At 72.0% G+C, this 24974-nt stretch carries 22 protein-coding genes; 13 read left to right on the top strand and 9 right to left on the bottom strand.

Going from position 1 to position 24974, the window contains the following annotated elements:
• The first annotated feature begins 49 nt into the window (after positions 1-49).
• Positions 50-940: a sterol desaturase family protein gene (locus ABZ840_RS16935; RefSeq protein WP_361560051.1), complete on the top strand. Its 891-nt coding sequence runs from the start codon at positions 50-52 to the stop codon at positions 938-940.
• Entirely contained in the window at positions 937-1656 is a 720-nt protein-coding gene (locus ABZ840_RS16930; RefSeq protein WP_361560048.1) for a lysoplasmalogenase, read from the top strand. The genes ABZ840_RS16935 and ABZ840_RS16930 overlap by 4 nt, the downstream gene beginning before the upstream one ends.
• A gap of 155 nt (positions 1657-1811) precedes the next feature.
• Here the strand turns inward: ABZ840_RS16930 and ABZ840_RS16925 are convergent, their stop codons facing one another.
• Positions 1812-3323, bottom strand: a complete 1512-nt coding sequence (locus ABZ840_RS16925) for a S8 family serine peptidase (RefSeq protein WP_361560045.1) — start codon at positions 3321-3323, stop codon at positions 1812-1814.
• Between the two features lie 638 nt (positions 3324-3961).
• Here ABZ840_RS16925 and ABZ840_RS16920 point away from each other — a divergent pair.
• From ABZ840_RS16920 to moaA, 3 genes are all read left to right on the top strand, one after another.
• Positions 3962-4270 carry a DUF485 domain-containing protein gene (locus ABZ840_RS16920; protein ID WP_361560883.1) on the top strand — a complete coding sequence of 103 codons (309 nt, stop codon included), beginning with the start codon at positions 3962-3964 and terminating at the stop codon, positions 4268-4270.
• On the top strand, positions 4267-5910 hold the full coding sequence (locus tag ABZ840_RS16915; protein ID WP_361560042.1) for a cation acetate symporter: 1644 nt from the start codon (positions 4267-4269) through the stop codon (positions 5908-5910). The genes ABZ840_RS16920 and ABZ840_RS16915 overlap by 4 nt, the downstream gene beginning before the upstream one ends.
• A gap of 149 nt (positions 5911-6059) precedes the next feature.
• A complete protein-coding gene (gene moaA / locus ABZ840_RS16910) occupies positions 6060-7049 on the top strand; it encodes a GTP 3',8-cyclase MoaA (protein ID WP_361560039.1) in 990 nt (329 codons plus the stop codon).
• 15 nt (positions 7050-7064) lie between these two features.
• Here moaA and ABZ840_RS16905 read toward each other — a convergent pair whose 3' ends face one another.
• Both ABZ840_RS16905 and ABZ840_RS16900 read right to left on the bottom strand, forming a co-directional pair.
• Positions 7065-7334 (bottom strand): hypothetical protein, encoded by a 270-nt coding sequence (locus ABZ840_RS16905; protein WP_361560036.1) that lies wholly within the window; start codon positions 7332-7334, stop codon positions 7065-7067.
• A gap of 197 nt (positions 7335-7531) precedes the next feature.
• Positions 7532-7906 carry a DUF3099 domain-containing protein gene (locus tag ABZ840_RS16900; RefSeq protein ID WP_361560033.1) on the bottom strand — a complete coding sequence of 125 codons (375 nt, stop codon included), beginning with the start codon at positions 7904-7906 and terminating at the stop codon, positions 7532-7534.
• Between the two features lie 217 nt (positions 7907-8123).
• Here ABZ840_RS16900 and ABZ840_RS16895 point away from each other — a divergent pair, with 217 nt between their 5' ends.
• Positions 8124-8408 (top strand): GlsB/YeaQ/YmgE family stress response membrane protein, encoded by a 285-nt coding sequence (locus tag ABZ840_RS16895; protein ID WP_030618968.1) that lies wholly within the window; start codon positions 8124-8126, stop codon positions 8406-8408.
• A gap of 121 nt (positions 8409-8529) precedes the next feature.
• Here the strand turns inward: ABZ840_RS16895 and tyrS are convergent, their stop codons facing one another.
• The 3 genes from tyrS to ABZ840_RS16880 all read right to left on the bottom strand — a co-directional run bounded on the left by tyrS (position 8530) and on the right by ABZ840_RS16880 (position 13124).
• Positions 8530-9936 carry a tyrosine--tRNA ligase gene (gene tyrS, locus ABZ840_RS16890; RefSeq protein ID WP_361560030.1) on the bottom strand — a complete coding sequence of 469 codons (1407 nt, stop codon included), beginning with the start codon at positions 9934-9936 and terminating at the stop codon, positions 8530-8532.
• Between the two features lie 142 nt (positions 9937-10078).
• Entirely contained in the window at positions 10079-11482 is a 1404-nt protein-coding gene (locus tag ABZ840_RS16885) for a metallopeptidase TldD-related protein (protein ID WP_361560027.1), read from the bottom strand.
• Between the two features lie 79 nt (positions 11483-11561).
• Positions 11562-13124 (bottom strand): TldD/PmbA family protein, encoded by a 1563-nt coding sequence (locus ABZ840_RS16880; protein ID WP_361560881.1) that lies wholly within the window; start codon positions 13122-13124, stop codon positions 11562-11564.
• A 201-nt stretch (positions 13125-13325) separates the two neighbouring features.
• Here ABZ840_RS16880 and fabG point away from each other — a divergent pair, with 201 nt between their 5' ends.
• Both fabG and fabI read left to right on the top strand, forming a co-directional pair.
• Complete coding sequence (gene fabG / locus ABZ840_RS16875) at positions 13326-14030, top strand: 3-oxoacyl-[acyl-carrier-protein] reductase (protein ID WP_030618957.1); 705 nt, start codon at positions 13326-13328, stop codon at positions 14028-14030.
• Positions 14031-14035: 5 nt separating this feature from the next.
• On the top strand, positions 14036-14806 hold the full coding sequence (fabI, locus tag ABZ840_RS16870; protein WP_361560023.1) for an enoyl-ACP reductase FabI: 771 nt from the start codon (positions 14036-14038) through the stop codon (positions 14804-14806).
• Positions 14807-15185: 379 nt separating this feature from the next.
• Here fabI and ABZ840_RS16865 read toward each other — a convergent pair whose 3' ends face one another.
• Positions 15186-15860 carry an FCD domain-containing protein gene (locus tag ABZ840_RS16865; protein WP_361560020.1) on the bottom strand — a complete coding sequence of 225 codons (675 nt, stop codon included), beginning with the start codon at positions 15858-15860 and terminating at the stop codon, positions 15186-15188.
• A gap of 123 nt (positions 15861-15983) precedes the next feature.
• On the opposite strand from ABZ840_RS16865, the gene ABZ840_RS16860 reads away from it, so the two are divergent.
• The 4 genes from ABZ840_RS16860 (at position 15984) to ABZ840_RS16845 (ending at position 18593) form a co-directional block, all read left to right on the top strand.
• The gene (locus ABZ840_RS16860; protein ID WP_361560017.1) at positions 15984-17288 is read left to right on the top strand and encodes an MFS transporter; all 1305 of its coding nucleotides are present in this window, start codon (positions 15984-15986) and stop codon (positions 17286-17288) included.
• A gap of 190 nt (positions 17289-17478) precedes the next feature.
• On the top strand, positions 17479-17595 hold the full coding sequence (locus tag ABZ840_RS16855; RefSeq protein WP_361560014.1) for an SGM_5486 family transporter-associated protein: 117 nt from the start codon (positions 17479-17481) through the stop codon (positions 17593-17595).
• Between the two features lie 192 nt (positions 17596-17787).
• Positions 17788-17991, top strand: coding sequence for a hypothetical protein (locus tag ABZ840_RS16850; RefSeq protein ID WP_361560011.1), 204 nt, complete (start codon positions 17788-17790; stop codon positions 17989-17991).
• An 83-nt stretch (positions 17992-18074) separates the two neighbouring features.
• Positions 18075-18593, top strand: coding sequence for a histidine phosphatase family protein (locus ABZ840_RS16845; RefSeq protein WP_361560008.1), 519 nt, complete (start codon positions 18075-18077; stop codon positions 18591-18593).
• 188 nt (positions 18594-18781) lie between these two features.
• Here ABZ840_RS16845 and serB read toward each other — a convergent pair whose 3' ends face one another.
• Both serB and ABZ840_RS16835 read right to left on the bottom strand, forming a co-directional pair.
• On the bottom strand, positions 18782-20026 hold the full coding sequence (gene serB, locus ABZ840_RS16840; protein WP_361560005.1) for a phosphoserine phosphatase SerB: 1245 nt from the start codon (positions 20024-20026) through the stop codon (positions 18782-18784).
• 231 nt (positions 20027-20257) lie between these two features.
• Positions 20258-22078 (bottom strand): streptophobe family protein, encoded by a 1821-nt coding sequence (locus ABZ840_RS16835; RefSeq protein ID WP_361560002.1) that lies wholly within the window; start codon positions 22076-22078, stop codon positions 20258-20260.
• A 289-nt stretch (positions 22079-22367) separates the two neighbouring features.
• On the opposite strand from ABZ840_RS16835, the gene ABZ840_RS16830 reads away from it, so the two are divergent.
• Positions 22368-24905: an FHA domain-containing protein gene (locus tag ABZ840_RS16830; RefSeq protein ID WP_361559999.1), complete on the top strand. Its 2538-nt coding sequence runs from the start codon at positions 22368-22370 to the stop codon at positions 24903-24905.
• Positions 24906-24974: the final 69 nt, after the last annotated feature.

Genomic DNA, 24974 nt, shown 5'->3' with positions numbered 1-24974 from the left:
TGGTAACAACCTCTAGCCGAGCCCCCGTACGCCGTCCTATGGTGCCCGCATGCCGCACCTGCCCGATGTCGTGTTGTGGTCGATACCGGCCTTCGTCCTGCTCACCGTCCTGGAGATGGTGAGCTACCGGCTGCATCCGGACGAGGACGCCGCCGGATACGAGACCAAGGACGCCGCCACCAGCGTCGGCATGGGGCTCGGCAGTCTGGTCTTCGACGCGCTGTGGAAGATCCCGATCGTGGCGGTCTACTCCGCCGTCTACGCGCTGACACCACTGCGGATCCCCGTGCTGTGGTGGACGCTGCCCCTGATGCTGCTCGCGCAGGACTTCTTCTACTACTGGTCGCACCGCGGGCACCACGTCATCCGCATCCTGTGGGCGTGCCACGTCGTCCACCACTCCAGCCGCAAGTTCAACCTCACCACGGCGCTCCGCCAGCCCTGGACCTCCCTGACCGTCTGGCCGTTCTACCTCCCGATGATCGCCCTCGGCGTGCACCCGGCGGCCCTCGCGTTCTGCTCCTCGGCCAACCTCGTCTACCAGTTCTGGGTGCACACCGAGCGGGTCGACAAGCTGCCCCGCCCCTTCGAGTTCGTGCTCAACACGCCCTCGCACCACCGCGTCCACCACGCCTCCCAGGGCGGCTACCTGGACCGCAACTTCGGGGGCATCCTCATCGTCTGGGACCGGATGTTCGGCTCGTTCGTCGCGGAGACCGAACGGCCCGTCTTCGGGCTCACGAAGAACATCGACACCTTCAACCCGCTGCGCGTCGCCACGCACGAATACGCGGCCATCGCCCGGGACGTACGGGCGGCCGGCAGCTGGCGGGAGCGCGCCGGGCGCGTCTTCCGGGGGCCGGGATGGCAGCCCGCACACAGCGGGGACGACGCCACGCCCCGGGTGCCGGACACCAACGCCGAGGCGTCCGCCGCATGACCCGCGAGACCGCCGCCCGCGCCCTCCTCACCGTCTTCGGAGCGCTCACCGTCGTGCACCTCGGTGCGCTGCTCGCCGGGGCCGGGACGGTGGACGTGGTGACCAAGCCGGCACTGATGCCGGTCCTCGCCGCGTACGTGCTCGCCCGCGGCGGCCCCGTACTGCTCGCCGTCGCGCTGCTCTTCGGATGCGGCGGCGACACCCTCCTCCAAGTGGGCGGCGACACCGCCTTCCTCGTGGGGATGGCGTCCTTCGCGGCCGGACACGTCTGCTACCTGGTGCTGTTCGTGCGGCGGGGCGCCGCACCGGGATGGGCCCGCCGGGTTCCGCCGGCCGCCGTGGCCGCCGGGTACGCCGCGGCCTGGCTCGGCACCGTGGCGCTGCTGTGGCCGGGCCTGCCGGCCGATCTGCGCGGCCCGGTCACCGGGTACAGCCTGCTGCTCACCGCGATGGCGTACGGGGCGCTGCGGGCCGGGCCGCGGGCCCTCCTCGGCGGTCTGCTCTTCCTGGGCTCCGACACCCTGATCGCGAGCGGCATCGCGCACTGGCCGCAGCCGCCGGCCCCGCAGTTCTGCATCATGCTCAGCTACATCGCGGCCCAGTGGCTGCTGGCCGACGGGGTGCTGCGGACGACGGGCCCGCAGGGCGCCGCACGCGCGGCCGCCTCGGACGGAGGAGCGCGGCCCACCGTCGTACCGGGCGCCGACGCGGCCTGAGACGCCGCGCCCGCGGCACACGAAGGGCCGCGGGCGCAGTACATGCAGGGCAGCGGTCGCGGCACATCAGGGCCGCAGCGGTCCGCCCGCCTCAGGGACGGACGGACCGCCCGGCCGCCGGGACCCGGCTGCCACGGGCCCCGGCGCCGCTTCGGTCAGCGCTGTTCGACGGCGTCCAGCGCGTCCACGATCCCGTACCCGTAGTGGCCGTTGACGTGCTGAGTACCGGTGCACGTCGCGTCACCCTGGGGGCAGCCCGGGTTGTCCGCGTCCTTCTTCAGCAGCCACTGGATCTCCTGCGGGCTGCTCTTCGGGTGCGCGCTCTTCACCAGCGCCGCGACGCCCGCCACGTGGGGCGAGGCCATCGAGGTGCCCGCCAGGTAGGCCCAGTCGCCGCCCGGCATGGTGGAGAGGATGTTGCCGTTCTTCGCCGGGAGCTCGGGGACCTGCCGGCTGTCACCGCCCGGCGCGGCCACGTCGATCACGCCGTTGCCGTAGTTGGAGTAGTACGACTTGAGCTTCTTCACGCCGGTCGCGGCGACCGTGACGGTGCCCGGGAGCTGGGTGGGCACGTCCCAGCACTTGGCGGGGTCGATCTTCCGCTCCGCCGGAGTGGTGTCGTTCGGGCTCGACTTGTCGGTGAGTTCCTTCGCCGCCAGGTCGAGGTTGGAGTTGCCGGCCGCGGCGACGTTGATCGCACCCTTGCGCTCGGCGTACTTGGCCGCCCGGCCCACCGCGTCGACGATCGCACCCTGGTCGGGGTCGTCCTTGCAGTTGAACATCCACGGGTCGACGTAGTAGCTGTTGTTGGTGACCTCGACGCCGTGGTCGGCCGCGAACACGAAGGCACAGACCACGCTCTCGGCGTAGAACAGGCTCGTCTTCGGCTCGCTGACCTTGATGGCGGAGATCTTCACGCCCGGCGCGACACCGGCCACGCCGACCCCGTTGCGTGCCGCGGCGATCGTGCCGGCGACGTGCGTGCCGTGGTAGTCCTCGGCGGGGTCGTACGGGCGCCAGGAGCCGCGGGTGGTGTCGGCCACGCCGCCCACGCAGTTCGCGGACTGTCCGGCGGAGAAGTTGGGCTTCAGGTCCGGGTGGGTGTCGTCCACGCCGGTGTCGATGACCGCGACGGTGACCTTCTTGCTGCCGGGGTTCACCTTCGCGGCCTGGTCGGCCTTGATGGCCGGCAGGTCCCACTGCAGGGACTCCAGGGGCTCCTCGCCCGCGGCCTTCGCCTTGGCGCCGGCCAGCTGTGCTGCCTTGCTCAGATCGGCCTTCTGCGGCTTCCCGATGTCGGTGGTGCCGCTGGCCTTCAGGGGGGCGGTGCGGGTGGCGCCGGCCGACTGGACGCCGCGCACCGTGCGTATCGCCTCCGCGAACTGCGGGTTCGCGGAGTGGGCGACTATCACGCCTATCTTCGCGTGGGCGACGACCACCGTGCCGCCGGCCGCGCGTATCGCCTTGCCGACCCTGGCCGCCGAGGCCTTGCCGGGCGTGGCGTTGACGACGTACGAGAGCAGCGGGCCGTCGGCCGCCGCCGTGGTGCGGGGTGCCTCCTGAGGAGCGGCGGTGGCCGCCTGCGGGAGGAAGCCGAGGGAGGCCACGAGGGCCAGTCCGACCGGTACGCCGAGCGCGCGCACCCGTCTGGATCTCCGATGTGCCATGGGTACTCCACATCATCTCTGACCGCTCGCGGGCAGGTCGCGCGCGAGCCGGTTCGTGACGAGTGAAGCTATCCGTGATCACCCGGACAGTTCAACGGTCGGTAAAGAAAACCCGCCGACCGGCGGGGAAAACCCGTCAACTGCCGCAGGTGCGGGGGTTCGTCAACCACTTCGGCGGCGGCGCAGCGCACCGATGCTCAGCAGCGGCAGCGTGATCCGACGGCCGTCCCAGTTTTGGGCATCACCCCTGGTGGGACGGGGTGGCACCGGAGGAGGGGCGATGACCGGGAAGGGCAACTTGACGGCGCCGTACGGCAGTCGGCCCGGTCCCGGTGGCTGCAGTGGCGGCGAAGGCGTCACACCCGGACAACGACCCGGCACCCGGCCGGTGGCGGCCGTACCCCCCGATTTCCTGGGGATTTCGGCCCCCGCCTCTGTCGTAAGGAGCCTGAGCACCTCTAGCATGCGTGATCCGCATCACTGATCTGGACTTTATGTCGCCGGACGCAACGCGCCGGACATTGCGAGAAACAGGAGACCGCGTGAGCACCGCCGCCCAGCCGCCCGCCGATGACGGGCCGCACAAGGCCCACGAGGCGCCGCCCGACGCGCCCCATGCGACGCCGCCCTTCACCGAAGTGCAGTCCGGCGCGGAGTTCACCGAACTGCGCCGCTCGTACCGCTCGTTCGCCTTCCCGCTGACCATCGCCTTCGTGCTCTGGTACCTGCTGTACGTGCTGCTCAGCAACTACGCGGGCGGCTTCATGGGCACCAAGGTCGTCGGCAACGTCAACGTCGCCTTCGTCTTCGGCCTCGCCCAGTTCGTGACGACCTTCCTCATCGCCTGGTGGTACTCCCGGCACGCCGCCGCGAAGCTCGACCCCAAGGCCGAGGCGATCAGGACCCGGCTGGAGAACGACGCCCCGCGCGGGGAGGGTGACGCATGAGCCTCACGTACCAGCTCGCCGCCGGGACCCCGGCCCTGGCCGCCGAGGGCGCCGGCCAGCACCGCGCGCTGATCATCACGATCTTCGCGGTCTTCGTCGCCGCCACCCTGGCCATCACCGTGTGGGCCGGCCGGCAGACCAAGGGCGCCGAGGACTTCTACGCCGGCGGCCGGCAGTTCTCCGGCTTCCAGAACGGCCTGGCGATCTCCGGCGACTACATGTCCGCCGCGTCCTTCCTCGGCATCGCGGGCGCCATCGCCCTCTTCGGTTACGACGGCTTCCTGTACTCCATCGGCTTCCTCGTCGCGTGGCTGGTCGCGCTGCTGCTGGTCGCCGAGCCGCTGCGCAACTCCGGCCGCTTCACCATGGGCGACGTGCTCGCGTACCGGATGCGGCAGCGCCCCGTCCGTACCGCGGCGGGCGTCTCCACCATCGTGGTCTCGATCTTCTACCTGCTGGCCCAGATGGCGGGCGCGGGCGCACTGGTCACGCTGCTGCTCGGCATCACCAGCGAGGCCGGCAAGATGCTCGTCGTCGTCCTCGTCGGCATCGTGATGATCCTCTACGTCTCCATCGGCGGGATGAAGGGCACCACCTGGGTGCAGATGGTCAAGGCCGTCCTGCTGATCGCGGGCACCCTGCTCATCACGTTCCTGGTCATGCTGAAGTTCCACTTCAACATCTCCGAGCTGCTCGGCAAGGCCGCCGAGGAGAGCGGCAAGGGCGCGGCGTTCCTGGAGCCCGGCCTGAAGTACGGCGCCACCGCCACCTCGAAGATCGACTTCATCTCGCTGGGCATCGCGCTGGTGCTCGGCACCGCGGGGCTGCCGCACATCCTCATCCGCTTCTACACCGTGCCCACCGCCAAGGCCGCCCGTAAGTCCGTCAACTGGGCCATCGGCATCATCGGCGTCTTCTACCTGATGACCATCGCGCTCGGCTTCGGCGCCGCGGCCCTGGTCGGCCCGAAGACGATCACCGAGTCGAACCCGGCGGGCAACACGGCCGCCACCCTGCTCGCCCAGGAGATCGGCGGCGGCGCGAACTCCACCGGCGGCGCGATCCTGCTCGCCGTGATCTCGGCGGTCGCCTTCGCCACCATCCTCGCGGTGGTCGCGGGACTCACCCTCGCCTCGTCCTCGTCCTTCGCGCACGACCTGTACGTCAACGTGATCAAGAAGGGCAAGGCGTCGGAGAAGGAGGAGGTGCGGGCCGCGCGCTGGGCCACCGTCGGCATCGGCGCCGTCGCGATCGTCCTCGGCGTCTTCGCCCGCGGCCTGAACGTCGCGGGCCTGGTCGCGCTGGCCTTCGCGGTCGCGGCCTCCGCCAACCTGCCGACGATCCTCTACAGCCTCTTCTGGAAGCGCTTCACCACCTCCGGAGCGCTGTGGTCGATCTACGGCGGCCTGATCTCCTCCGTGCTGCTCGTGCTCTTCTCGCCGGTCGTCTCCGGCAAGGAGACCTCGATGTTCCCCGGCGCCGACTTCGCCGTCTTCCCGCTGGAGAACCCGGGCCTGATCTCCATCCCGCTGGGCTTCCTGCTCGGCTGGCTCGGCTCCCTCCTCTCCAAGGAGGAGCCGGACGTGAAGAAGTACGCCGAGCTGGAGGTCCGGTCCCTGACCGGCACCGGAGCACACTGACCCGCACCCCGTCCCCGCGGAGAACCGGCCGCGTCGTAGATCCCTACGACGCGGCCGGCCGCGCATCGTGACATCGGAGCCGTGCCCGTTGTCACACCCATCGCGTAGGCTCGACAACGTAATGATCCGACACCGGGGGAGGGGGCCTCGTGCTCATCGACACATACGGCCGGGTAGCCACCGACCTGCGGGTTTCGCTGACCGACCGGTGCAACCTGCGGTGCACCTACTGCATGCCCGAAGAGGGGCTGCAGTGGCTCGCCAAGCCTGACCTGCTCACGGACGACGAAATCGTCCGCCTCATCCGCATCGCCGTCACCGACCTCGGCATCGAAGAGGTCCGCTTCACCGGCGGTGAGCCGCTGCTCCGGCCCGGCCTCGTCGGGATCGTCGAGCGCGTCGCGGCCCTGGAGCCGCGCCCGCAGATGTCCCTCACCACCAACGGCATCGGCCTGGAGCGCACCGCCGCCGCGCTGCGCGACGCCGGCCTGGACCGGGTCAACGTCTCCCTGGACACCCTGCGCCCGGACGTCTTCCAGGCCCTGACCCGCCGCAAGCGCCACGCCGACGTGCTGCGCGGCCTGGAGGCCGCCCGCGCCGCCGGGCTCACCCCGGTCAAGGTCAATTCCGTCCTGATGCCGGGGCTCAACGCCGACGAGGCGCCCGACCTCCTCGCCTGGGCCGTGGAGAACGACTACGAGCTCCGCTTCATCGAGCAGATGCCGCTCGACGCCCAGCACGGCTGGAAGCGCGACGGCATGATCACCGCCGGTGACATCCTGGCCTCGCTGCGCACCCGCTTCGAGCTGACCCCCGAGGGGCAGGAGGAGCGCGGCTCCGCGCCCGCCGAGCGGTGGCTCGTGGACGGCGGCCCGCACCGCGTCGGCGTCATCGCCTCGGTCACCCGCCCCTTCTGCCGGGCCTGCGACCGTACCCGGCTGACCGCCGACGGCCAGGTGCGCACCTGCCTGTTCGCCACGGAGGAGACCGACCTGCGGGCCGCGCTCCGCTCGGACGCGCCGGACGAGGACATCGCGCAGATATGGAAGGGCGCGATGTGGGGCAAGAAGGCGGGCTCGGGCCTGGACGACCCGAGCTTCCTGCAGCCGCAGCGGCCGATGTCGGCGATCGGCGGCTGACCGTCCCCGGGGGGTTCAGCTCTCCCGGGGCGGCCCGCCCTGCTCCGGGCCCGACGGCTCGGCGCCCTCCTGCCGGGCCTCCCACTCCGCCAGTTTCACCACGTCCTTCAGGAAGCTGCGGACGTCGAGGAATTGGGCGAGGTGCTCACGGTGCTCGTCGCACGCGAGCCAGGTCTTGCGCCGGTCGGGTGTGTGGATCTTCGGGTTGTTCCAGGCCAGCACCCACACCGCGGCCGCACGGCAGCCCTTGGCGGAGCAGATCACTGCGTTATCAGGGGAGTTCACAGCCTCAACCCTACGTCGCCCCTGAGCCCGGACATGGCGACGCCGGGCAGCCACGGGGGGAGCCGCCCGGCGTCGGTCCGTCGCTCCGACGGGGGATGCGGAGCGCGTACGAAGTATGTCATGGGGGACCGTGCCGGGTGCACCGGAACCACATGATTGATCTGAGCTTTTCTTGAGCTTTGCGTACCGTCGGAAGATCAGTCGTGGTCACCGCGGTGTTCGGCGGAGCCGGCCCGCCCCGCTTCCGGCGCGGGTTCCGCCGGAGCGTCACCCGAACGAGCGGTCAGCATAGGCCGCGACGGCGCCGCGATGAAGTTCGACGGAAGTGAAGTCGCGTTCTCCCGGCCCGCGTTGGCGATGACTACCGCGATGTAGGGCAGCACCAGACCCGCGATCAGGGTGATAATGGCGACGGGCCGCTCGACGTTCCAGAGCACGGCGGTGAGGATCACCGCCACCGTCCGCAAGGACATCGAGATCACATAGCGTCGCTGCCGCCCACGGACGTCCTCGGTCAGCCCCTGGCGGGCTCCCGTGATCCGGAAAGTCTGGGCGCTGCTCTGCTTCCGCATCACGTTCCACCACCTGTTGTCGTACCGGGCAACCCCTATGCCGGACCTGTCCCACGTTACGCCGGGCCTGCGCAGCGTTCGAGACCGGGGCGCGCTGTCCCGGATCGGCCGCACAGCGGTCTCAGGCGTACGGGCGGCTCCGACGTGCGCCGTACGGGTGGCGGTACGACACTGAACGATGCACGGCCTTGTACACCGCGCCCCACTGGGAGGCGACATGAATTGGTTGTGGGCCATCATTCTGGGTCTGGTCCTGGGCGTGATCGCGAGGGCCCTCATCCCCGGGAAACAGGCGATTCCGCTCTGGCTGACCGTGATCTTCGGCATGCTCGGCAGCGTGCTGGGGAACTGGGCGGCCACCGGCATCGGAGTCGAGGACACCAAGGGCATCGACTGGACCCGGCACCTGCTCCAGCTGATCGGCGCGGTGATCGTCGTCGGCGTGGGCAGTCGGCTGTGGGCCATGGTGCGCGGGAGGACACACCGGCAACAGCGGGTCTGATCCCACCGTCGTGAACCGTTCCGGCGGACCTGGCGAACAGGTCCGCCGGAACGGTACCGAGCCCGGGGCGCCGAACGGGAAGACCCGAGCGCCCCGGGCGATCGTTTCCGAAGGGCGGCGGCTACGCCTCGCCCTGGAGCTGGGCCAGCTTGCGGCCCGCCTTGAGGTACGGCGTACCGGGCGTGACGGCCAGCTTCTCCGCCAGCACCTCGGCCAGCGGGCGGATCGCGTCCGCCTCGGCCAGCACCACGGTCTCCTGGCCCGACTCGGCCTCGATGACCAGCCGCAGGGCGTTCTGCTTCGCCAGCCGGCGGGCCGCCGACGCGCTCGGCGTGAACTCCAGCACCTGGGTCAGCACCGTGGCCACCGTGTCCGAGCCGTGCGCCGCGAGGTCCACCGACGGCAGCGTGCCGACGTCGGCGAAGGACTTCTTGGAGAACTGCGCGACGAACCCGGCGCGGGCCGTCATCGCCGCCTCGATGCCGTACAGCGCGGCCACGACCTCACCCGCGAGGACCTTCTTCAGGTCCATCGGGTGCAGCGTCTTCGCCTCGATGCGGGCCAGGGCCTGGGCGATCTCCTCGTCCGTCCACTCCGTCCACGCCTTGAGGTACGGCTCCATCAGCCGGTCCGGGACCGACATGATCTTGCCGAAGACGTCCTCGGCGGGCGCGTTCAGGCCGACGTAGTTGCCCTTGGACTTGGACATCTTCGCGCCGGTGCCGTCGGTGCCCTCGATGAGCGGCATCGTGACCACGAGCTGCGGCTGCTGGCCCTTGAGCTCCATCAGCTTGCGGCCCATCTGGAGGTTCAGCAGCTGGTCGGCGCCGCCCAGCTCCACGTCGCACTCCAGCGCCACCGAGTCCAGGCCCTGCGCGATCGGGTACAGCATCTCCGTCATGGTCAGGCCCGCGCCCGACGCGAGGCGGGTACGGAAGTCCTCGCGCTGGAGCAGCTGGGAGGCCGGCACCTTGGAGAGCAGGCTCAGCAGCTCGGGGAAGGTGTACGGCGCCAGCCACTCGCTGTTCTGCCGGAAGCTGACCTTGTCGAAGTCGAAGAACGGCCGGACCTGCTCGCGGTAGCTCGCGAGGTTGTGCGCGATGTCCTCGTCGGTCAGCGGCGGACGCTCGGCCGTACGGCCCGAGGGGTCGCCGATCTTGGCCGTGAAGTCGCCGATGATCAGCGTGACGTCGTGGCCGAGCCGCTGGAAGCGGCTGAGGATGATCAGCGGGACCGCGTGCCCCAGGTGCACATCGGTCGCCGTCGGGTCGATGCCCAGCTTGATGTGCAGACCCTTGCCGGCCGCCGTGCGCTCCTCGATGCGCTCGGCGAGCTGGTCCACGCCCGGCAGCACCTCGACCGTACGCGAGGCGATCAGCTCGGCCTGCTCCTTGGCCGGCAGGTCCGTCAGGTCGAGATAGCGCCGCGAGCCGGTCTCCTTCAGCAGCTCCGCGACGGTGGCGTCTGCGGAGAGGTCTGCGGAGAGCAGCGAGCTGGCGCGGGCGACGGATTCGCCGAGGCGTGTCATGGCGTTCCTGATCGGTCGTTGATCCCAAACGGGAGGACGGAACCGATTCTATTCGCCGTGCGCAGCGTGGCCGACCGAGTATCCACAGGCCGGCCACGCGGTACGACAAGTGCCCGCACCCCGGTGGGGCGGGGCCCCGCCCTCACACTCCCGGGCTCACCGAGCTCATGTTGAAGTCCGGGATCCGCAGCGCGGGCGTCGCGGCGCGCGTGAAGTAGTCGCTCCACTCGCGCGGCAGGGTCCGCTCCGTACGGCCCGCCTCGGTCGCACGCCCCAGCAGGTCCACCGGCGACTCGTTGAACCGGAAGTTGTTCACCTCACCGACCACCTCGCCGCCCTCCACCAGGTACACGCCGTCCCGGGTCAGCCCTGTGAGCAGCAGCGTCGCCGGATCGACCTCGCGGATGTACCACAGGCAGGTCAGCAGCAGCCCCCGCTCGGTACCGGCCACCAGCTCGTCCAGGGACTTGCTGCCGCCCGCCTCCAGCAGCAGGTTGTCGACGGCCGGGGCCACCGGCAGGCCGGTCAGCTCCGCACTGTGCCGCGTCGTGACCAGCTGGTTCAGCGCGCCGTCCCGGATCCAGTCCGTCGGCTCCAGCGGCAGCCCGTTGTCGAAGACCGAGGCGTCGTCCCCGGAGCTGTGCGCCAGCACGAAGGGCGCGCACTCCAGCCCCGCTGCCCCCGGATCGCTGCGCAGCGTCATCGGCAGCCCGGAGAGCTTCTCGCCGACCCGGGTGCCCCCGCCGGGCGCCGAGAAGACCGTACGGCCCTCGGCCGCGTCCCGGGCCCCGGACGACCACAGCTGGTACACGAGCAGGTCGGCGACGGCGGTGGGCGGCAGCAGCGTCTCGTACCGGCCCGCCGGCAGCTCGATCCGCCGCTCCGCCCAGGCCAGCCGGCGCGCCAGCTCGGCATCCATGGCCAGCGGGTCGACGTCCCCGAAGTCCCGGGTGGCCCGGCCCGCCCAGGCCGAGCGGGAGCGGTCGGGCGACTTGGCGTTGAGCTCCAGCGTGCCGGTGGGCTGGTCGTGCCGGAGCCGCAGCCCCGTGGAGGAGCCCACGTACGAGGAGACCATCGCGTGGCTGGCGAACCCGTACAGCTCGCGGCCGCCGTCCCGGGCCCGCCGGAAGGACTCGCCCAGCGCGGGCGCGAAGTCCGCGAAGACCTCGGAGGAGGTCTCGGCGGGCGGCTCGGTGAAGCCGGACGAGGGGGCGCCGCCCGGGACGAGCGGCCGCGCGTCGTCGGCGGGCCCGGCGGCACCGGCGGCCGCCTCGGCGGCCCGCACCAGCGCCTCCAGGTCGTCGGCGGTGACCGCGGCCCGGGACACCACGCCCGAGGCGGTGCCCTCCTTGCCGTCCACGGTGGCGATCACCGTGAGGGTGCGGCCACGGGTGACGCCGTTGGTGGTCAGCGCGTTGCCCGCCCAGCGCAGGTTGGCGGTGGTCGTCTCGTCCGCGATCACCACGCAGCCGTCGGCCCGCGAGAGGGCCAGCGCGCGCTCGACGACCTCGTGCGGCGCGTTCGTCCGCGGCGTACGGGTGCTCATCGACCGGCCTCCTGGGTCGTGTTCAGACTGTGCTGACCCGGGGGACGACCCCCGGACCCCCGGCACATCTCGTGCGCCGTCATCGGCCGGCCTCCTGAGTCGTGTTGAGGATGTTGACGTCCGTGAAGAGGGCGGAGGGGCAGCCGTGGGAGACGGAGGCGACCTGGCCCGGCTGGGCCTTGCCGCAGTTGAAGGCGCCGCCCAGCACGTACGTCTGCGGGCCGCCCACCGCGGCCATCGAGCCCCAGAAGTCGGTGGTGGTGGCCTGGTACGCCACGTCCCGCAGCTGCCCCGCCAGCCGCCCGTTCTCGATCCGGAAGAACCGCTGCCCGGTGAACTGGAAGTTGTACCGCTGCTGATCGATGGACCACGACCGGTCGCCGACCACGTAGATGCCGCGCTCCACGCCCCCGATCAGGTCCTCGGTCGACGGGCCTTCGGGCGCCGGCTGCAGGGACACGTTGGCCATGCGCTGCACCGGCACGTGGCCCGGCGAGTCCGCGTACGCGCACCCGTTGGACCGCTCGAAGCCGGTCAGCTTCGCGATCCTGCGGTCCAGCTGGTAGCCGACCAGCACGCCGTCCTTGACCAGGTCCCAGGACTGCGTCCGGACGCCCTCGTCGTCGTACCCGATCGTGGCCAGCCCGTGCTCGGCGGTCCGGTCGCCCGTCACGTGCATGAGCTCCGAGCCGTACTTCAAGGTGCCCAGCTGGTCGAAGGTGGCGAACGACGTGCCCGCGTACGCCGCTTCGTAGCCCAGCGCCCGGTCCAGCTCGGTCGCGTGCCCGATCGACTCGTGGATCGTCAGCCAGAGGTTGGAGGGATCCACCACCAGGTCGTACCGCCCGGACCGCACGCTCGGCGCGCGCATCTTCTCCGCGAGCAGCTCCGGCATCTCCGCCAGCTCAGCGTCCCAGTCGTACCGGCCGTCGGTCAGGTACTCCCAGCCCCGGCCGACGGGCGGCGCGACGGTCCGCATCGAGTCGAACTCGCCGGTGCCCCCGTCCACCGCGACGGCCGTCAGCTCCGGGTGCAGCCGGACCCGCTGCTGCGTGGTCGTGGTGCCCGCGGTGTCGGCGTAGAACTTGTTCTCCCGGACCGTGAGCAGCGAGGCGTCCGCGTGTGTCACGCCCGGCGCGGCCAGCAGCCGCCCGCTCCACTCCGCCAGCAGCCCGCTCTTCTCCGCGTCCGGGACGTCGAAGGGGTCCACGTCGTACGAGGACACCCAGACGCGGTCCGGATGGGCGGGCTCGTCGGCCAGCTCGACGACCTCTTCCGAGCCCGCCGCGTCGATCACCTTCGCCGACAGCTTGGCCATCGCGACGGCCTGCGCGGCGACCCGCGCCGCCGCGTCCATGGTCAGGTCGACGCCGGACGCGAACCCCCAGGCCCCGCCGTGCACCACCCGCACCGCGTACCCCAGGTCGGTGGTGTCCGAGGAACCGGCGGTCTTCGCGTCCCGCAGTCGCCAGGACGCGTACCGGATGCGTTCCAGCCGGAAGTCGGCATGGGCGGCCCCCAGCGCCCGGGCCCGCGCGAGCGCGGCATCGGCCAGCGCGCGCAGGGGCAGGGCGAGGAAGCTCTCGTCTACGGAACGAGGTGTAGCAGGCACGGCATCCCTCCCGTGGTCGGCGCCACGCATCATGCCGTGCCGGAGCCCCGATGCGCAGGACGTCCTTCCGGTGCGCGGGGGTGTTCCACCGGGGTGCGGCGCGGTCGGTTCTGTAGGGACCCGACAGTGACCGGGATGTGCCCCTGTGCGAGGTCGATTCTCCGTATGGGGTCGCTGACCGCTAGTTTCGTAGGGAACACACGTCGGACAGGACACGGAAAGGGTGATCTCTTGAGCCGCTCGGTTCTGGTCACCGGAGGCAATCGCGGCATCGGCCTCGCCATCGCCCGCGCCTTCGCCGAGGCAGGCGACAAGGTCGCCATCACCTACCGCTCCGGCGAACCCCCGGCGGGGTTCTTGGCCGTGAAGTGCGACATCACCGACACGGAGCAGGTCGAGCAGGCGTACAAGGAGATCGAGGAGAAGCACGGCGCGGTCGAGGTGCTGGTGGCCAACGCCGGCGTCACCCGTGACCAGCTGCTCATGCGGATGTCGGAGGACGACTTCGCCTCGGTCCTGGAGACCAACCTCACCGGTACGTTCCGCGTGGTCAAGCGGGCCAACCGCGGCATGCTGCGGGCGCGCAAGGGCCGCATCGTGCTGATCTCCTCGGTGGTGGGCCTGCTGGGCTCGGCGGGCCAGGCGAACTACGCGGCGTCCAAGGCCGGCCTCGTCGGCTTCGCCCGCTCGATCGCCCGCGAGCTGGGCTCCCGCAACATCACGTGCAACGTCGTGGCCCCCGGCTTCGTCGACACGGACATGACCCGCGCGCTCACCGACGAGCAGCGCGAGAACATCGTGAAGCAGGTGCCGCTCGCGCGTTACGCGCAGCCCGAGGAGATCGCCGCCTCGGTCCGCTTCCTGGCCTCCGACGAGGCCGCGTACATCACTGGAGCCGTCATTCCCGTCGACGGCGGATTGGGCATGGGTCACTGATCGATATGAGCGGAATCCTCGCCGGCAAGCGCATTCTGATCACCGGTGTGCTGATGGAGTCCTCCATCGCCTTCCACGCGGCCAAGGTCGCGCAGGAGCAGGGCGCCGAGGTCATCCTCACGGCCTTCCCGCGGCCCACGCTCACCGAGCGCATCGCGAAGAAGCTGCCCAAGCCCGCCAAGGTCATCGAGCTGGACGTGACCAACCAGGAGCACCTGGACGGTCTGGAGGCCAAGGTCCGCGAGGAGCTCGGCGGCCTGGACGGTGTCGTCCACTCCATCGGTTTCGCCCCGCAGGACGCGCTCGGCGGCAACTTCCTGAACACGTCCTTCGAGTCGGTCTCCACGGCCATGCACGTCTCGGCGTTCTCGCTGAAGGCGCTGACCATGGCCTGCCTGCCGCTGATGCCGGAGGAGGGCGGCGCGGTGGTCGGCCTGACCTTCGACGCGCAGTTCGCCTGGCCGCAGTACGACTGGATGGGCCCGGCCAAGGCCGCGCTGGAGGCCACCAGCCGCTACGTGGCCCGCGACCTCGGCGCGCGGAACGTCCGCTGCAACCTGGTCTCCGCCGGCCCGATCGGCTCGATGGCCGCCAAGTCCATCCCGGGCTTCTCCGAGCTCGCCAAGGTGTGGGACACCCGCTCCCCGCTCAACTGGGACATGGGCGACCCGGAGCCGGCCGGCAAGGGCGTCGTCGCGCTGCTCTCGGACTTCTTCCCGAAGACCACCGGCGAGATCGTGCACGTCGACGGCGGCGTGCACATGATGGGCGCCTGAGCCGGTCGGCAGTGAGGGTGCCTGACGCACCCGGCTGTGAGTGAGGGCCGCGGCCCGTTCCGTACGCGATGTACGGGGCGGGGCGCGGCCCTTCTTCGTTGGCTTGGCGGGGCCGCCTTCGGGGCTTCGCCGGCGCGCCCGGCTCCAGGGCTCGGCTTGCGCGGCCCGTCGTCGCTTGCGCGGCGCTCGCGCGGCGGCCTTCGGGGTGAATCGAACGAGATCGTCCCCCCAGCAGGGGGTTACCCAAGGGGCGCGGGCGGGAATCGCCGGCGGAGAGGGCGAGGAGGAACCGCCGGTCGCCTCCCGAGCGGACGCTGTCCTCGGGCCGGCCGGTCGCCTCCCGAGCGGACGCTGTCCTCGGGCCGGAACCGCCGGTCGGCTAGGCGCGGCCCAATCGGCAGCCGTACGGGTGGGCTCCTGCTTCCGTCGCCGCGCGGTCGCCGTCGCCGTCGCGGATCGCGTCCACCAGCCGGGAGTGGTCCAGGTGCGACTCCGGGCGCAGTTCGTCGCCCACGTCGGCGCGGAGGAACTCCCGCAGCACGCCGCCGAGGTCCGCGTACAGCTCCGCCAGTACGTCGTTGTGCGAGGCCGCCACGATCGCCATGTGCAGGTTGGCGTCCGCCTCCACGAAGGCCGCGGCGGCGCCCGACTCCCAGGCCTGCTCGCGCCGCTGCAGCGCCGCGTCCAGCTGCTTGAGATCGGCCTCCGTACGGCGCTCCGCGGCCCGCCGGGCGGCCTCCGCCTCCAGCGCGCTGCGCAGCTCGGCGACGTGCCGCGGGTCGGCGTCGGCGAACCTGCGGTTCATCACGCCCGCCAGCTCACTGGTGGCGACCACGTACGTGCCGGAGCCCTGGCGGATGTCCAGCAGACCGTTGTGGGCCAGCGCCCGGACCGCCTCGCGGACGGTGTTGCGGGCCACGCCGAGCTGCTCGACCAGCTCGGGCTCGGTGGGGATGCGCGAGTCGACCGGCCACTCGCCCGAGGTGATCTGGGCACGCAGCTGTGCGATCACCTGGTCGGCCAGGGCGGAACGCCGGGGCGAGGTCAGCGGCATACGAGCGCTCCCGAGGACACGAGCACGGATTCGGCATCGCTGATGCTAAGCCTTTCCCGGCCGGTCACCGGGAGGCGAGAATCACCTGGACAAGCATTCATCCCATGATTCTATGATGTACGTATGGCAGACGACGACCTCGCGACCCTCGGCACCGCCACCGAGGCACCTCAGACCACCGGTCGGACCACCGGGACGCCCGGCGGCGACCCGCTCGACCGCGCCCCCGCGCGCGTACCGCGCTGGCTCGGCGCGGTCCTGACCGCCGGTCTCGTCCTCGCCGCCCTCAACCTCCGCCCGGCCATCACCAGCCTGGGCGCCCTCATGGAGGAGGTACGGGACGGACTCGGCATGAGCGGCACCATCGCGGGCCTGCTCACCTCCGTACCGGCCCTGTGCTTCGCCGTCTTCGGCATCGCGGCGCCGCGGCTGGCCCGCCGCTTCGGCCCCGGCGCCATCGTGTGCGCCGGCATGGCCGCGATCACCATCGGCGTCGTGGCGCGGCCCTTCGCCGGCGGCACGGCCGGCTTCCTCGTCGCCAGCGCCCTCGCCCTCGCCGGCATCGCGGTCAGCAACATCCTGCTGCCCGTGGTCATCAAGACCTTCTTCCCCGACCGGGTCGGCTCGATGACCGGGCTGTACTCCATGGCCCTGGCGCTGGGCACCTCGCTCGCCGCCGCGCTCACCGTGCCGGTCACCGGCGCGCTCGGCGGCGGCTGGCAGGCCGGCCTGGCGATCTGGGCGGTGCTCGGCGCCCTCGCCATCGTCCCCTGGCTCGCCGTGCTGCGGCACCGCGCGCCGCAGACGGCGCCGCAGGCGGCCGGCGCGCCGCGCGAGGACGCCACCGCCATCCGGATCAGCCGTTCGCCCACCGCCTGGTCGCTCGCCGTCTTCTTCGGCCTCCAGGCCACCGCCGCGTACATCACCATGGGCTGGCTGCCGCAGATCTTCCGCGACGCCGGAGTGCCCGCCGGGACCGCGGGCGTCCTGCTCGCGATCACCATGGCGATGGGCATCCCGCTGTCCTTCCTGCTGCCGCGGGTGGCGGCCCGGATGCGCCACCAGGGGCCGCTGGCCGTGCTCCTCGGGGCCTGCGGGCTCGCCGGGTACGCCGGCCTGTGGCTGGCGCCCGCCGCCGGCGCCTGGGGCTGGGCGCTGCTGCTCGGCATATCGAACTGCGCCTTCCCGCTGGCCCTCACCATGATCGGCATGCGGGCCCGCAGCGCCGCCGGCGTCGTCAAGCTCTCCGCCTTCGCCCAGTGCATCGGCTACCTGATCTCCATCCCCGGCCCGCTCCTGGTGGGCGCGCTGTACCAGCACAGTGGCGGCTGGGGCTTGCCGATCGCGCTGATGGCGGGCCTGATGGTGCCGCAGATCGCGGTGGGCATGCTGGCCGGCCGCGACCGCCGCATCGAGGACGAGCGGTAGAGGCAGACGAGCGGTAAGGGACCGCCTGGCTCCCTGGCCCGGTCCTGTCGACCGGAGCCCTCGGCTCCCTTACCTGGTACCGCCCACCGGAGCCCTCGGCTCCCTTACCTGGTACCGCCCACCGGAGCCCCCGGCTCCCTTACCCGGTCCTGCCGACCGGTGGCCCGGCGGCGTTTGCGACACTGGGCGTATGCCAGTGCTCGAACCGAATCCGCAGGGCGGACAGAAGAAGCTCCTCCTCGTGCTGGGCGCGATGCTCGGCGTCACCGTCGTCGTCGGGATCATCGCCAGCATCGCCGCTCCGTGACCCGGCGCCCCGGCGCGCACGGTGGGGCTGTCCCCACCGTCCCCTAGGGGGCCGGGGTCAGGGGCAAGTGGGTGGTGCACCTGATGGGCCGAGCGGACCGGGAACCGTAGGTTCGAAGGACACCGCGCAGCAGCGGTGGGCGCGGCCCGCCATGAAGGCCGCGCGGCCGCTCGACCGCACGGAGGCGATCCCATGTCCGCCGCTCACCCCAGGCACGCCGAGAACGGCGCCCGGACCGTGCGGCTGCCGTGGTGGGCCGTGGCCCTGCCGGTGGTCTCGTTCGTGACGCTGCTCTTCGTGATGACCCCCGCAGCGGAGGCCGAGGCGGCCGGTGCGCCGCCCGCCGTGCTGTCCGTGGTCCACTTGCTCGCGCGGCTGGTCGGCGCCGGAGTGTAGTCGCCGGTTCCGCATCCCGCCTCGTGGGACGAGGCTGTCAACACCCCGCGCCCCGCGCTGCGTTTCATGCGAAGCTGGGACACATGAGCGTCGATTCTCCTCGCCGGATTGTTCTTCTCCGACATGCCAAGGCCGAGTGGTCGCAGGAGAGCGACCACGAGCGGCCGCTCGCCGAGCGCGGCCGCCGGGACGCCCCCACCGCCGGACGATGGCTCGCGGGAGCGGGCGTCAGCCCCGACCTGACCCTCTGCTCCACGGCACTGCGCACCCGCGAGACATGGAAACTCTGCGTCCATGAACTCCCTCAGCGTCCCAAGACCGTCTACGAAGAGCGGCTGTACGAAGCCTCGCTCGGCGAGCTGATCGCGGTGGTCAACGAGGTCCCGGACGAGGTGAGCGACCTGCTGCTGGTCGGCCACAACCCCGGCATGCACGCCCTCGCCGACGCCCTCTCCGGAGAGGCCGACGGCGAGCTGCTGACTCGGATGAACCGCAGCGGCTTCCCGACCGCCTCCATGGCGGTGGTGTCCTTCAACGGCTCCTGGAAGTCCGTCGAGCACGGCGTCGGCCGCCTGGTCGCGTACTGGACGCCGCAGGACTGACCCGCCGCCGACCGCACGCGCCGAAGGGCCCCGGCACGCTCCGCGCCGGGGCCCTTCCGTACGCCGTGGCCTCCGCCTCCGCGGCTTGTGCCGTGCGCTCCGCTTCCGCGGCTGCGTACAGAGGGTGACCGTTCAGCCCGCCGGTGTGTCAACCCGCCGGTGTGTCAGTCCGCCACCGTCGGACTGCGTCAGTCCGCCATCGTGTCGGCGGCCTCGACCTCTTCGCGGGTGATGCCGAGCAGGTACAGCACGGTGTCCAGGAACGGCACGTTCACGGCGGTGTGCGCGGCCTCCCGTACGACCGGCTTGGCGTTGAAGGCGACGCCCAGCCCGGCGGTGTTCAGCATGTCCAGGTCGTTGGCGCCGTCGCCGATCGCGACCGTCTGTGCCAGCGGCACGCCGGCCTGCTGGGCGAAGGAGCGCAGCAGCCGTGCCTTGCCCGCGCGGTCCACGATGTCGCCGGTGACCTTGCCGGTGAACCGGCCGTCCACGATCTCCAGGGTGTTGGCCGAGGCGAAGTCCAGCCCCAGCTCGTCCTTGAGCGCGTCGGTGACCTGCGTGAAGCCGCCGGAGACGACGCCGACCTGGTATCCGAGGCGCTTGAGCGTGCGTACCAGGGTCCGCGCGCCGGGGGTCAGCCGCACCTCCTTGCGCACCTGCTCCACGACCGAGGCGTCCAGCCCCGCCAGCAGCTCCACCCGGGCGTGCAGCGACTGCTCGAAGTCCAGCTCGCCGCGCATCGCCGCGGCGGTCACCTCGGCGACCTCCTTCTCGCAGCCCGCGTGCGCCGCGAACAGCTCGATGACCTCGTCCTGGATCAGTGTGGAGTCCACGTCCATGACGACCAGGCGCTGCGCCCGGCGCTGCAGCCCGGAGGCGCTCACGGCGATGTCCACGCCGAGCACGGCGGCTTCGGTGGCGAGCGCGGTGCGCAGCACGTCGGTCGGGGTGCCGGAGACCGCGAACTCCACCGCGGTCACGGGGTACTTGGCGAGCCGGAAGATACGGTCGATGTTGCCGCCGGTGGCCGTTATGGCGGCGGCGATGGCGGAGGTGGACTCGGCGGTGAGCGGGTGGCCGAGCACGGTGACGTGCGAACGCCCCGTGCCGCGCGGGCGGTTGTCGCCGGTACCCGAGATGATCTCGGCCTGGAGGTGCAGCGACTCGGCCCAGCTGTGCACGGTCGCGCGCAGGTCCCCTTCGGAGGCGCCGTTCGACGCGCTCCCCGTCGGCGTCGTGACCAGGGCGCACAGCACGATGCGGCCCCGGGTCACGACCTGCTCGATGTCGACGACGTCGACGGAGTAGGCGGCGAGGGTGTCGAAGAGGCCGGCGGTGATGCCGGGCCGGTCCTTACCGAAGATCTTGACGAGGAGGGTCGGTACGTCGTCGCCCGGTACGGCGGTGGCAGGCGGTGTCTGCGATGCGCTCATGGTGCTCTTACGGTATCCGGCTCCGCCACGGGACCGTACAGGTGTCCCGCCGAGTGGACGTCTCCCACCACGCGGCCGAGTGGGACTCAAGGGATGTATGGGGCGTTCCGCGGCCCGTGCCGCCGGGGCTCCGACGCGTCCGGCGCCCGCCCTCAGTGGCCTGCGTCAGGGCGTCCGAGCGGAGCGCGCCCCCAGCGGCCCGCCCCAGGCCGTCCGGGCGGAGCGCGCCCTTCAGCGGCCCGCGCCGGGCCGTCCGGGTGGCGGGGGCTCCGGCGGCGGATCGTCCCACCGCCGCTTCGGGCGGGACCGCGGCCGGCCGGGGCGCGGCAGCGGAGTGCCGCTCACGGTCGGTGCCGAGGCGGTGTCGCTGCCGTGCGGCGGCGGCCCGCCGGCGGGCGGACGGTCCGGCGGGGGCGGTGTGCCCGGCGGTGCGCCGGGCGGCGGCCCGTCCGGCGGGGGCGGCACGCGGCGCTCCGGCTCCCGGGGCGGGAGGGTCCGCAGGTACGGATTGGTGTCCGGGTTCGGCTGCCGGTAGGGGCGGGACGGCGTGTACGGTCCCGGGCCGCCGCCCGGCCGGCCCGGCCCCGGGCCGTACGGCGACGGCACGTGCGCCGGAGCGGCCGGGGCCGCGGCGCGGCGCCCGGCCAGTCCGGTCCCGGCCGCCAGCAAGGCGCCCGCCAGCCCCGCGGCGCCGCCCCAGAGGGCTCCCAGGACCGCTCCGGTGCCGAGGCTCCCGTGCAGGGTCAGGCCGGTCTCGTGGACACCGGTACCGAAGAGGCTCAATCGGACGGCCACCGCCGCCTCCGTCAGCCACACCAGCAGGGGCACGGCCAGCGCCGTGACCACGCCCAGCCGCAGCGCGCAGCCGCCCGCGTACGCCAGAAGACCGGCCTCCGTGCGGGCCGTACGCATCGCCGTGAGCAGCCCGGCCAGCAGCATCAGCACCACGGCCACCAGCGCCGTCGTCCACACCCCCGGGGTCTGCTCCGCCAGCCGCGACAGGGTGACCGGCCGCTCGCCGCCACCGCCGAGCAGTTCCCGCAGGGACGCGGGCAGCACGTGGAGCAGTGCGCCGCTCGCCGAGCCGTACCAGGGCACGAGCAGGCCCAGGGGCAGCGCGACCCACGCCCCGTTGGGTGCGCCGAGCAGCGCGGCGCCCAGGGCCCGCAGCGGCTGGCCGCCCTCGGTGACGCCGTACAGCCCGGCGGCGAGCCCCAGGACCACCGCGACGAGCAGCACCTGGGTCAGCGCGGAGGCGGCGGGGCGGACGACCCGGTCCACGCCGGCCAGCGCGCGGGGGAGCGGGGTGCGCCGGGAGGCCGCGAGCGCGATCAGCAGGACGCCGAGCACCCACAGCGCGCCCGCCACGAGCGAGGGCCCCGCCGCCACCGCGAAGTCCACCCGGAGCCGGGCGTCCGCGAGGCCGGGCAGCAGCAGCCCCGGCAGGTCGCCCGCCGTGCCCTGGCCGCCGAGGCCGGGCAGCCCGCCCAGATCGCCGAGGCCCGGCAGGTCGCCCAGGCCCGGGAGGTCGCCGAAGCCGGGCAGGTCCGGCAGCCGGTCGAGCGGCCCGCCGCCTCCGCCGGCCGGCGCCGGGATCAGCTTCCGCGCCGGGATCGTTACGGAGTCGTGCCCGGCCCAGGCGAGGCCGCCGACGAGTGCCGTGAACAGCGCGACGACCGCGGCCGCGCGTGCCGCCAGACCGCCGGGCGTGACCCCGCCCGGCACGGCCCGCAGCGACCGGAGGAACAGCAGCCCCAGCAGCAGCGCGCCGACGACGGAGACGCCCAACGGCACGATGTCAATGGCGGTTTCGGCCGTGACGCCGGACACCCCGAAGGCCGATACGTCACCGTGCGGGGAGACGGTTCCGCCCACGGCCAGCACCACGACGGCGGCCGTCATCGGGCCCAGCGAGCCGTACGCGTCGGCGCCCAGCAGATGCAGCCCGAGGGCCGCTACCCCGGTCATCGCCAGGAACGCCCAGCAGACCGTGGCGACGGCGGAGAGCAGCACAGCGGCCGCTCCGGTGTGCGGAGTCGCGGTCACGCTCATGGCAGCCCCCGATCGCTGCTCCTCGCTCCCCGGCCCCGCCTGCCCCGAGTTGCCCGCATCGCGTGGCATCGGTACGGATCCGTGGGTTTCTCCCACTCTCCGGGGGGCTTTCGGCGGCGTCAACGCTGTCCGCTTCATGCTCTTGCCACGGCCCGGCTTTCGGTCGCGGCCCTCTGCCTGGAATAGTTCCTCACGATGTTCACCATCCCTAGACTTCCCGTGCAGGGGGTCACTCGGGGGACAACTAGTGGGGCATGGAGTGCCTGAACTCGTACTCGAAATCAATGGAATGACCTGGACGCTCGATCCGTCCCGGTCGTACAGCCTGGGCCGTGATCCGCAGGGCGACATGGTGCTGGACGACGCGAGGGTGTCGTGGCGGCACGCGACCGTGCGCTGGGGAGGGCGCAGTTGGGTCATCGAGGACCACGGCAGCACCAACGGCACGTACGTGCAGGGGCAGCGGATCCACCAGATGGAGATCGGCCCCGGCTCGACCGTGCACCTCGGCAATGCCACCGACGGTCCCCGGCTGACCCTCAACGGCACCGCGGCCGCTGCCGCCGCCGACGCCTACGCCGCGCAGCCCACGGCCCCGGCCAACGCCGCCCAGCCGGCCGCCGCGGCCCCCGCCCAGCAGGGCGCCCCCGGCTGGGCCGGAGCGCAGCAGCCGCCGGCGCAGCAGCAGGGATGGCAGGGTGCGCCGCCGCAGCAGGGCTCGCCGCCCCAGCAGGGCCCGCCCTCGTACGGCGCCGGTGTCCCGCCGCAGGGCGGACCGCAGCAGCCCCCGGCACAGGGCGCCGCGGTCCCGCAGCAGCCCGGCGACCGCAGTCCGACCACCTTCCACCAGCTGGACCTCGGCCGCGTCATGCGCATCGGTCGTGCCCTGGAGAACGAGCTGGTCGTCTCCGACCTGCAAGTCTCCCGGCACCACGCGGAGTTCCGGGCCACGCCCGACGGCCGCTTCGAGATCCACGACCTCGGCAGCCACAACGGTACGTACGTCAACGGCCAGCCGGTCCCCAAGAGCGGTTCGGCGCTCATCGGCCCGAACGACACCGTCGGCGTCGGTCACTCCACGTTCCGGCTGGTCGGCGACCGCCTGGAAGAGTTCGTCGACACCGGTGCGGTCTCCTTCTCCGCGCGCCACCTCACCGTCACGGTCGACGGCGGCAAGCAGATCCTCAAGGACGTCTCCTTCGGGGTGCCCGAGAAGTCGCTGGTCGCGGTCATCGGCCCGTCCGGCTCCGGCAAGTCCACGCTGCTCAAGGCGCTCACCGGTTACCGCCCCGCCAACGAGGGCGACGTCCTCTACGACAACCGGAACCTCTACAAGCAGTTCGCCGAGCTGCGGCAGCGCATCGGGCTGGTCCCGCAGGACGACATCCTGCACAAGGAGCTGACCGTCCAGAAGGCGCTGCGGTACGCGGCCAAGCTCCGCTTCCCCGGTGACACCGCGACGGCCGAGCGCGAGGCGCGCATCGACGAGGTGCTGCACGAGCTCAAGCTGCACGTGCACAAGGAGAAGAAGGTCACCTCGCTCTCCGGCGGCCAGCGCAAGCGCGTCTCGGTCGCCCTGGAGCTGCTGACCAAGCCGTCGCTGATCTTCCTGGACGAGCCGACCTCCGGCCTCGACCCGGGCATGGACCGCGACGTCATGAAGCTGCTCCGCGACCTCGCCGACGACGGCCGCACGGTCCTGGTCGTCACGCACTCCGTCGCCGAGCTCGCGCTCTGTGACAAGCTGCTGGTCATGGCGCCGGGCGGCGGTGTCGCCTACTTCGGCCCGCCCGAGGAGGCGCTGAACTTCTTCCAGTACGAGTCCTGGGCGGACGTCTTCTCGGCGTTCGAGAACTACCGCGACTACGACTGGATGGGCCGCTGGCGCGGCTCCCCGCACTACCAGATGTACGCGGCCGACCTCGACGCCGTCGCGCCGCAGTCGGTCGACGTCCAGGCGCCGCCGGCCCGTATGCAGAAGTCCCAGAGCTGGGGCTCGCAGCTGTGGACCCTGATGCGCCGGTACGTCTCCGTGATCGCCTCCGACCGCGGCTTCCTCGGGCTGATGCTGATCCTGCCGGCCGTGCTCGGCGTGGTCTCCATGCTGATCCCCAGCGACTTCGGCCTCGGGTACGGCCCGATCGAGCGGGCCCGCACCAACCGCGACGCCGCGACGATCATGCTGATCCTCACGGTCGGCATGTGCTTCTCCGGCGCGGCCAACTCGGTACGAGAACTGATCAAGGAACGCGTCATCTACGAGCGCGAACGGGCCACCGGCCTGTCCCGCTCGGCGTATCTGATGTCGAAGGTGATCGTGCTCGGCGTGGTCACCGCCGTACAGGGCGTGATCATCGCGGCGATCGGCTTCTCGACCCGCAAGATGCCCGCCGAGGGCCTGATCGTGCAGGACCTGCCGGCCGTCGAGATGACCGTGGCGATCATCGCCCTGGGCTTCACCTCGATGATGTTCGGCCTGATCATCTCCGCACTGGTCAAGACCGCCGAGAAGACCATGCCGCTGCTGGTCATGTTCGCCATCGTGCAGGTCGTCTTCACCGGCGTGCTCTTCCAGCTCTTCGACACCCCGGGCGTCGCCCAGCTCTCCTGGCTGATGCCCTCGCGCTGGGCGGTCGCCGCGCTGGGTGCCACCGCCGACCTGAACACCCTCCTCCCGTGGGAGAAGGGCAACCCCGACCCCCTGTGGCAGCACCAGACCGGCGTCTACGTGATGGACATGGTCTTCATGCTGGCGCTCGGCGTCGTGCTCGCCTTCGCGGTGGCGCGCCTGCTGCGCCGCCACGAGCCCGAGGTCATGCGCAAGTAGTCCGCGCGTCCGCACGACGACAGCCGCGAGGGGCGGCACCCGAATCGGGTGCCGCCCCTCGCGGCGTTC

The organism is Streptomyces sp. NPDC047117 (assembly GCF_040643545.1).
Classification (GTDB): Bacteria; Actinomycetota; Actinomycetes; order Streptomycetales; family Streptomycetaceae; genus Streptomyces.
Note: the sequence above shows the minus strand (reverse complement) of the source record. Positions and strands in the feature narration are given on the sequence as shown.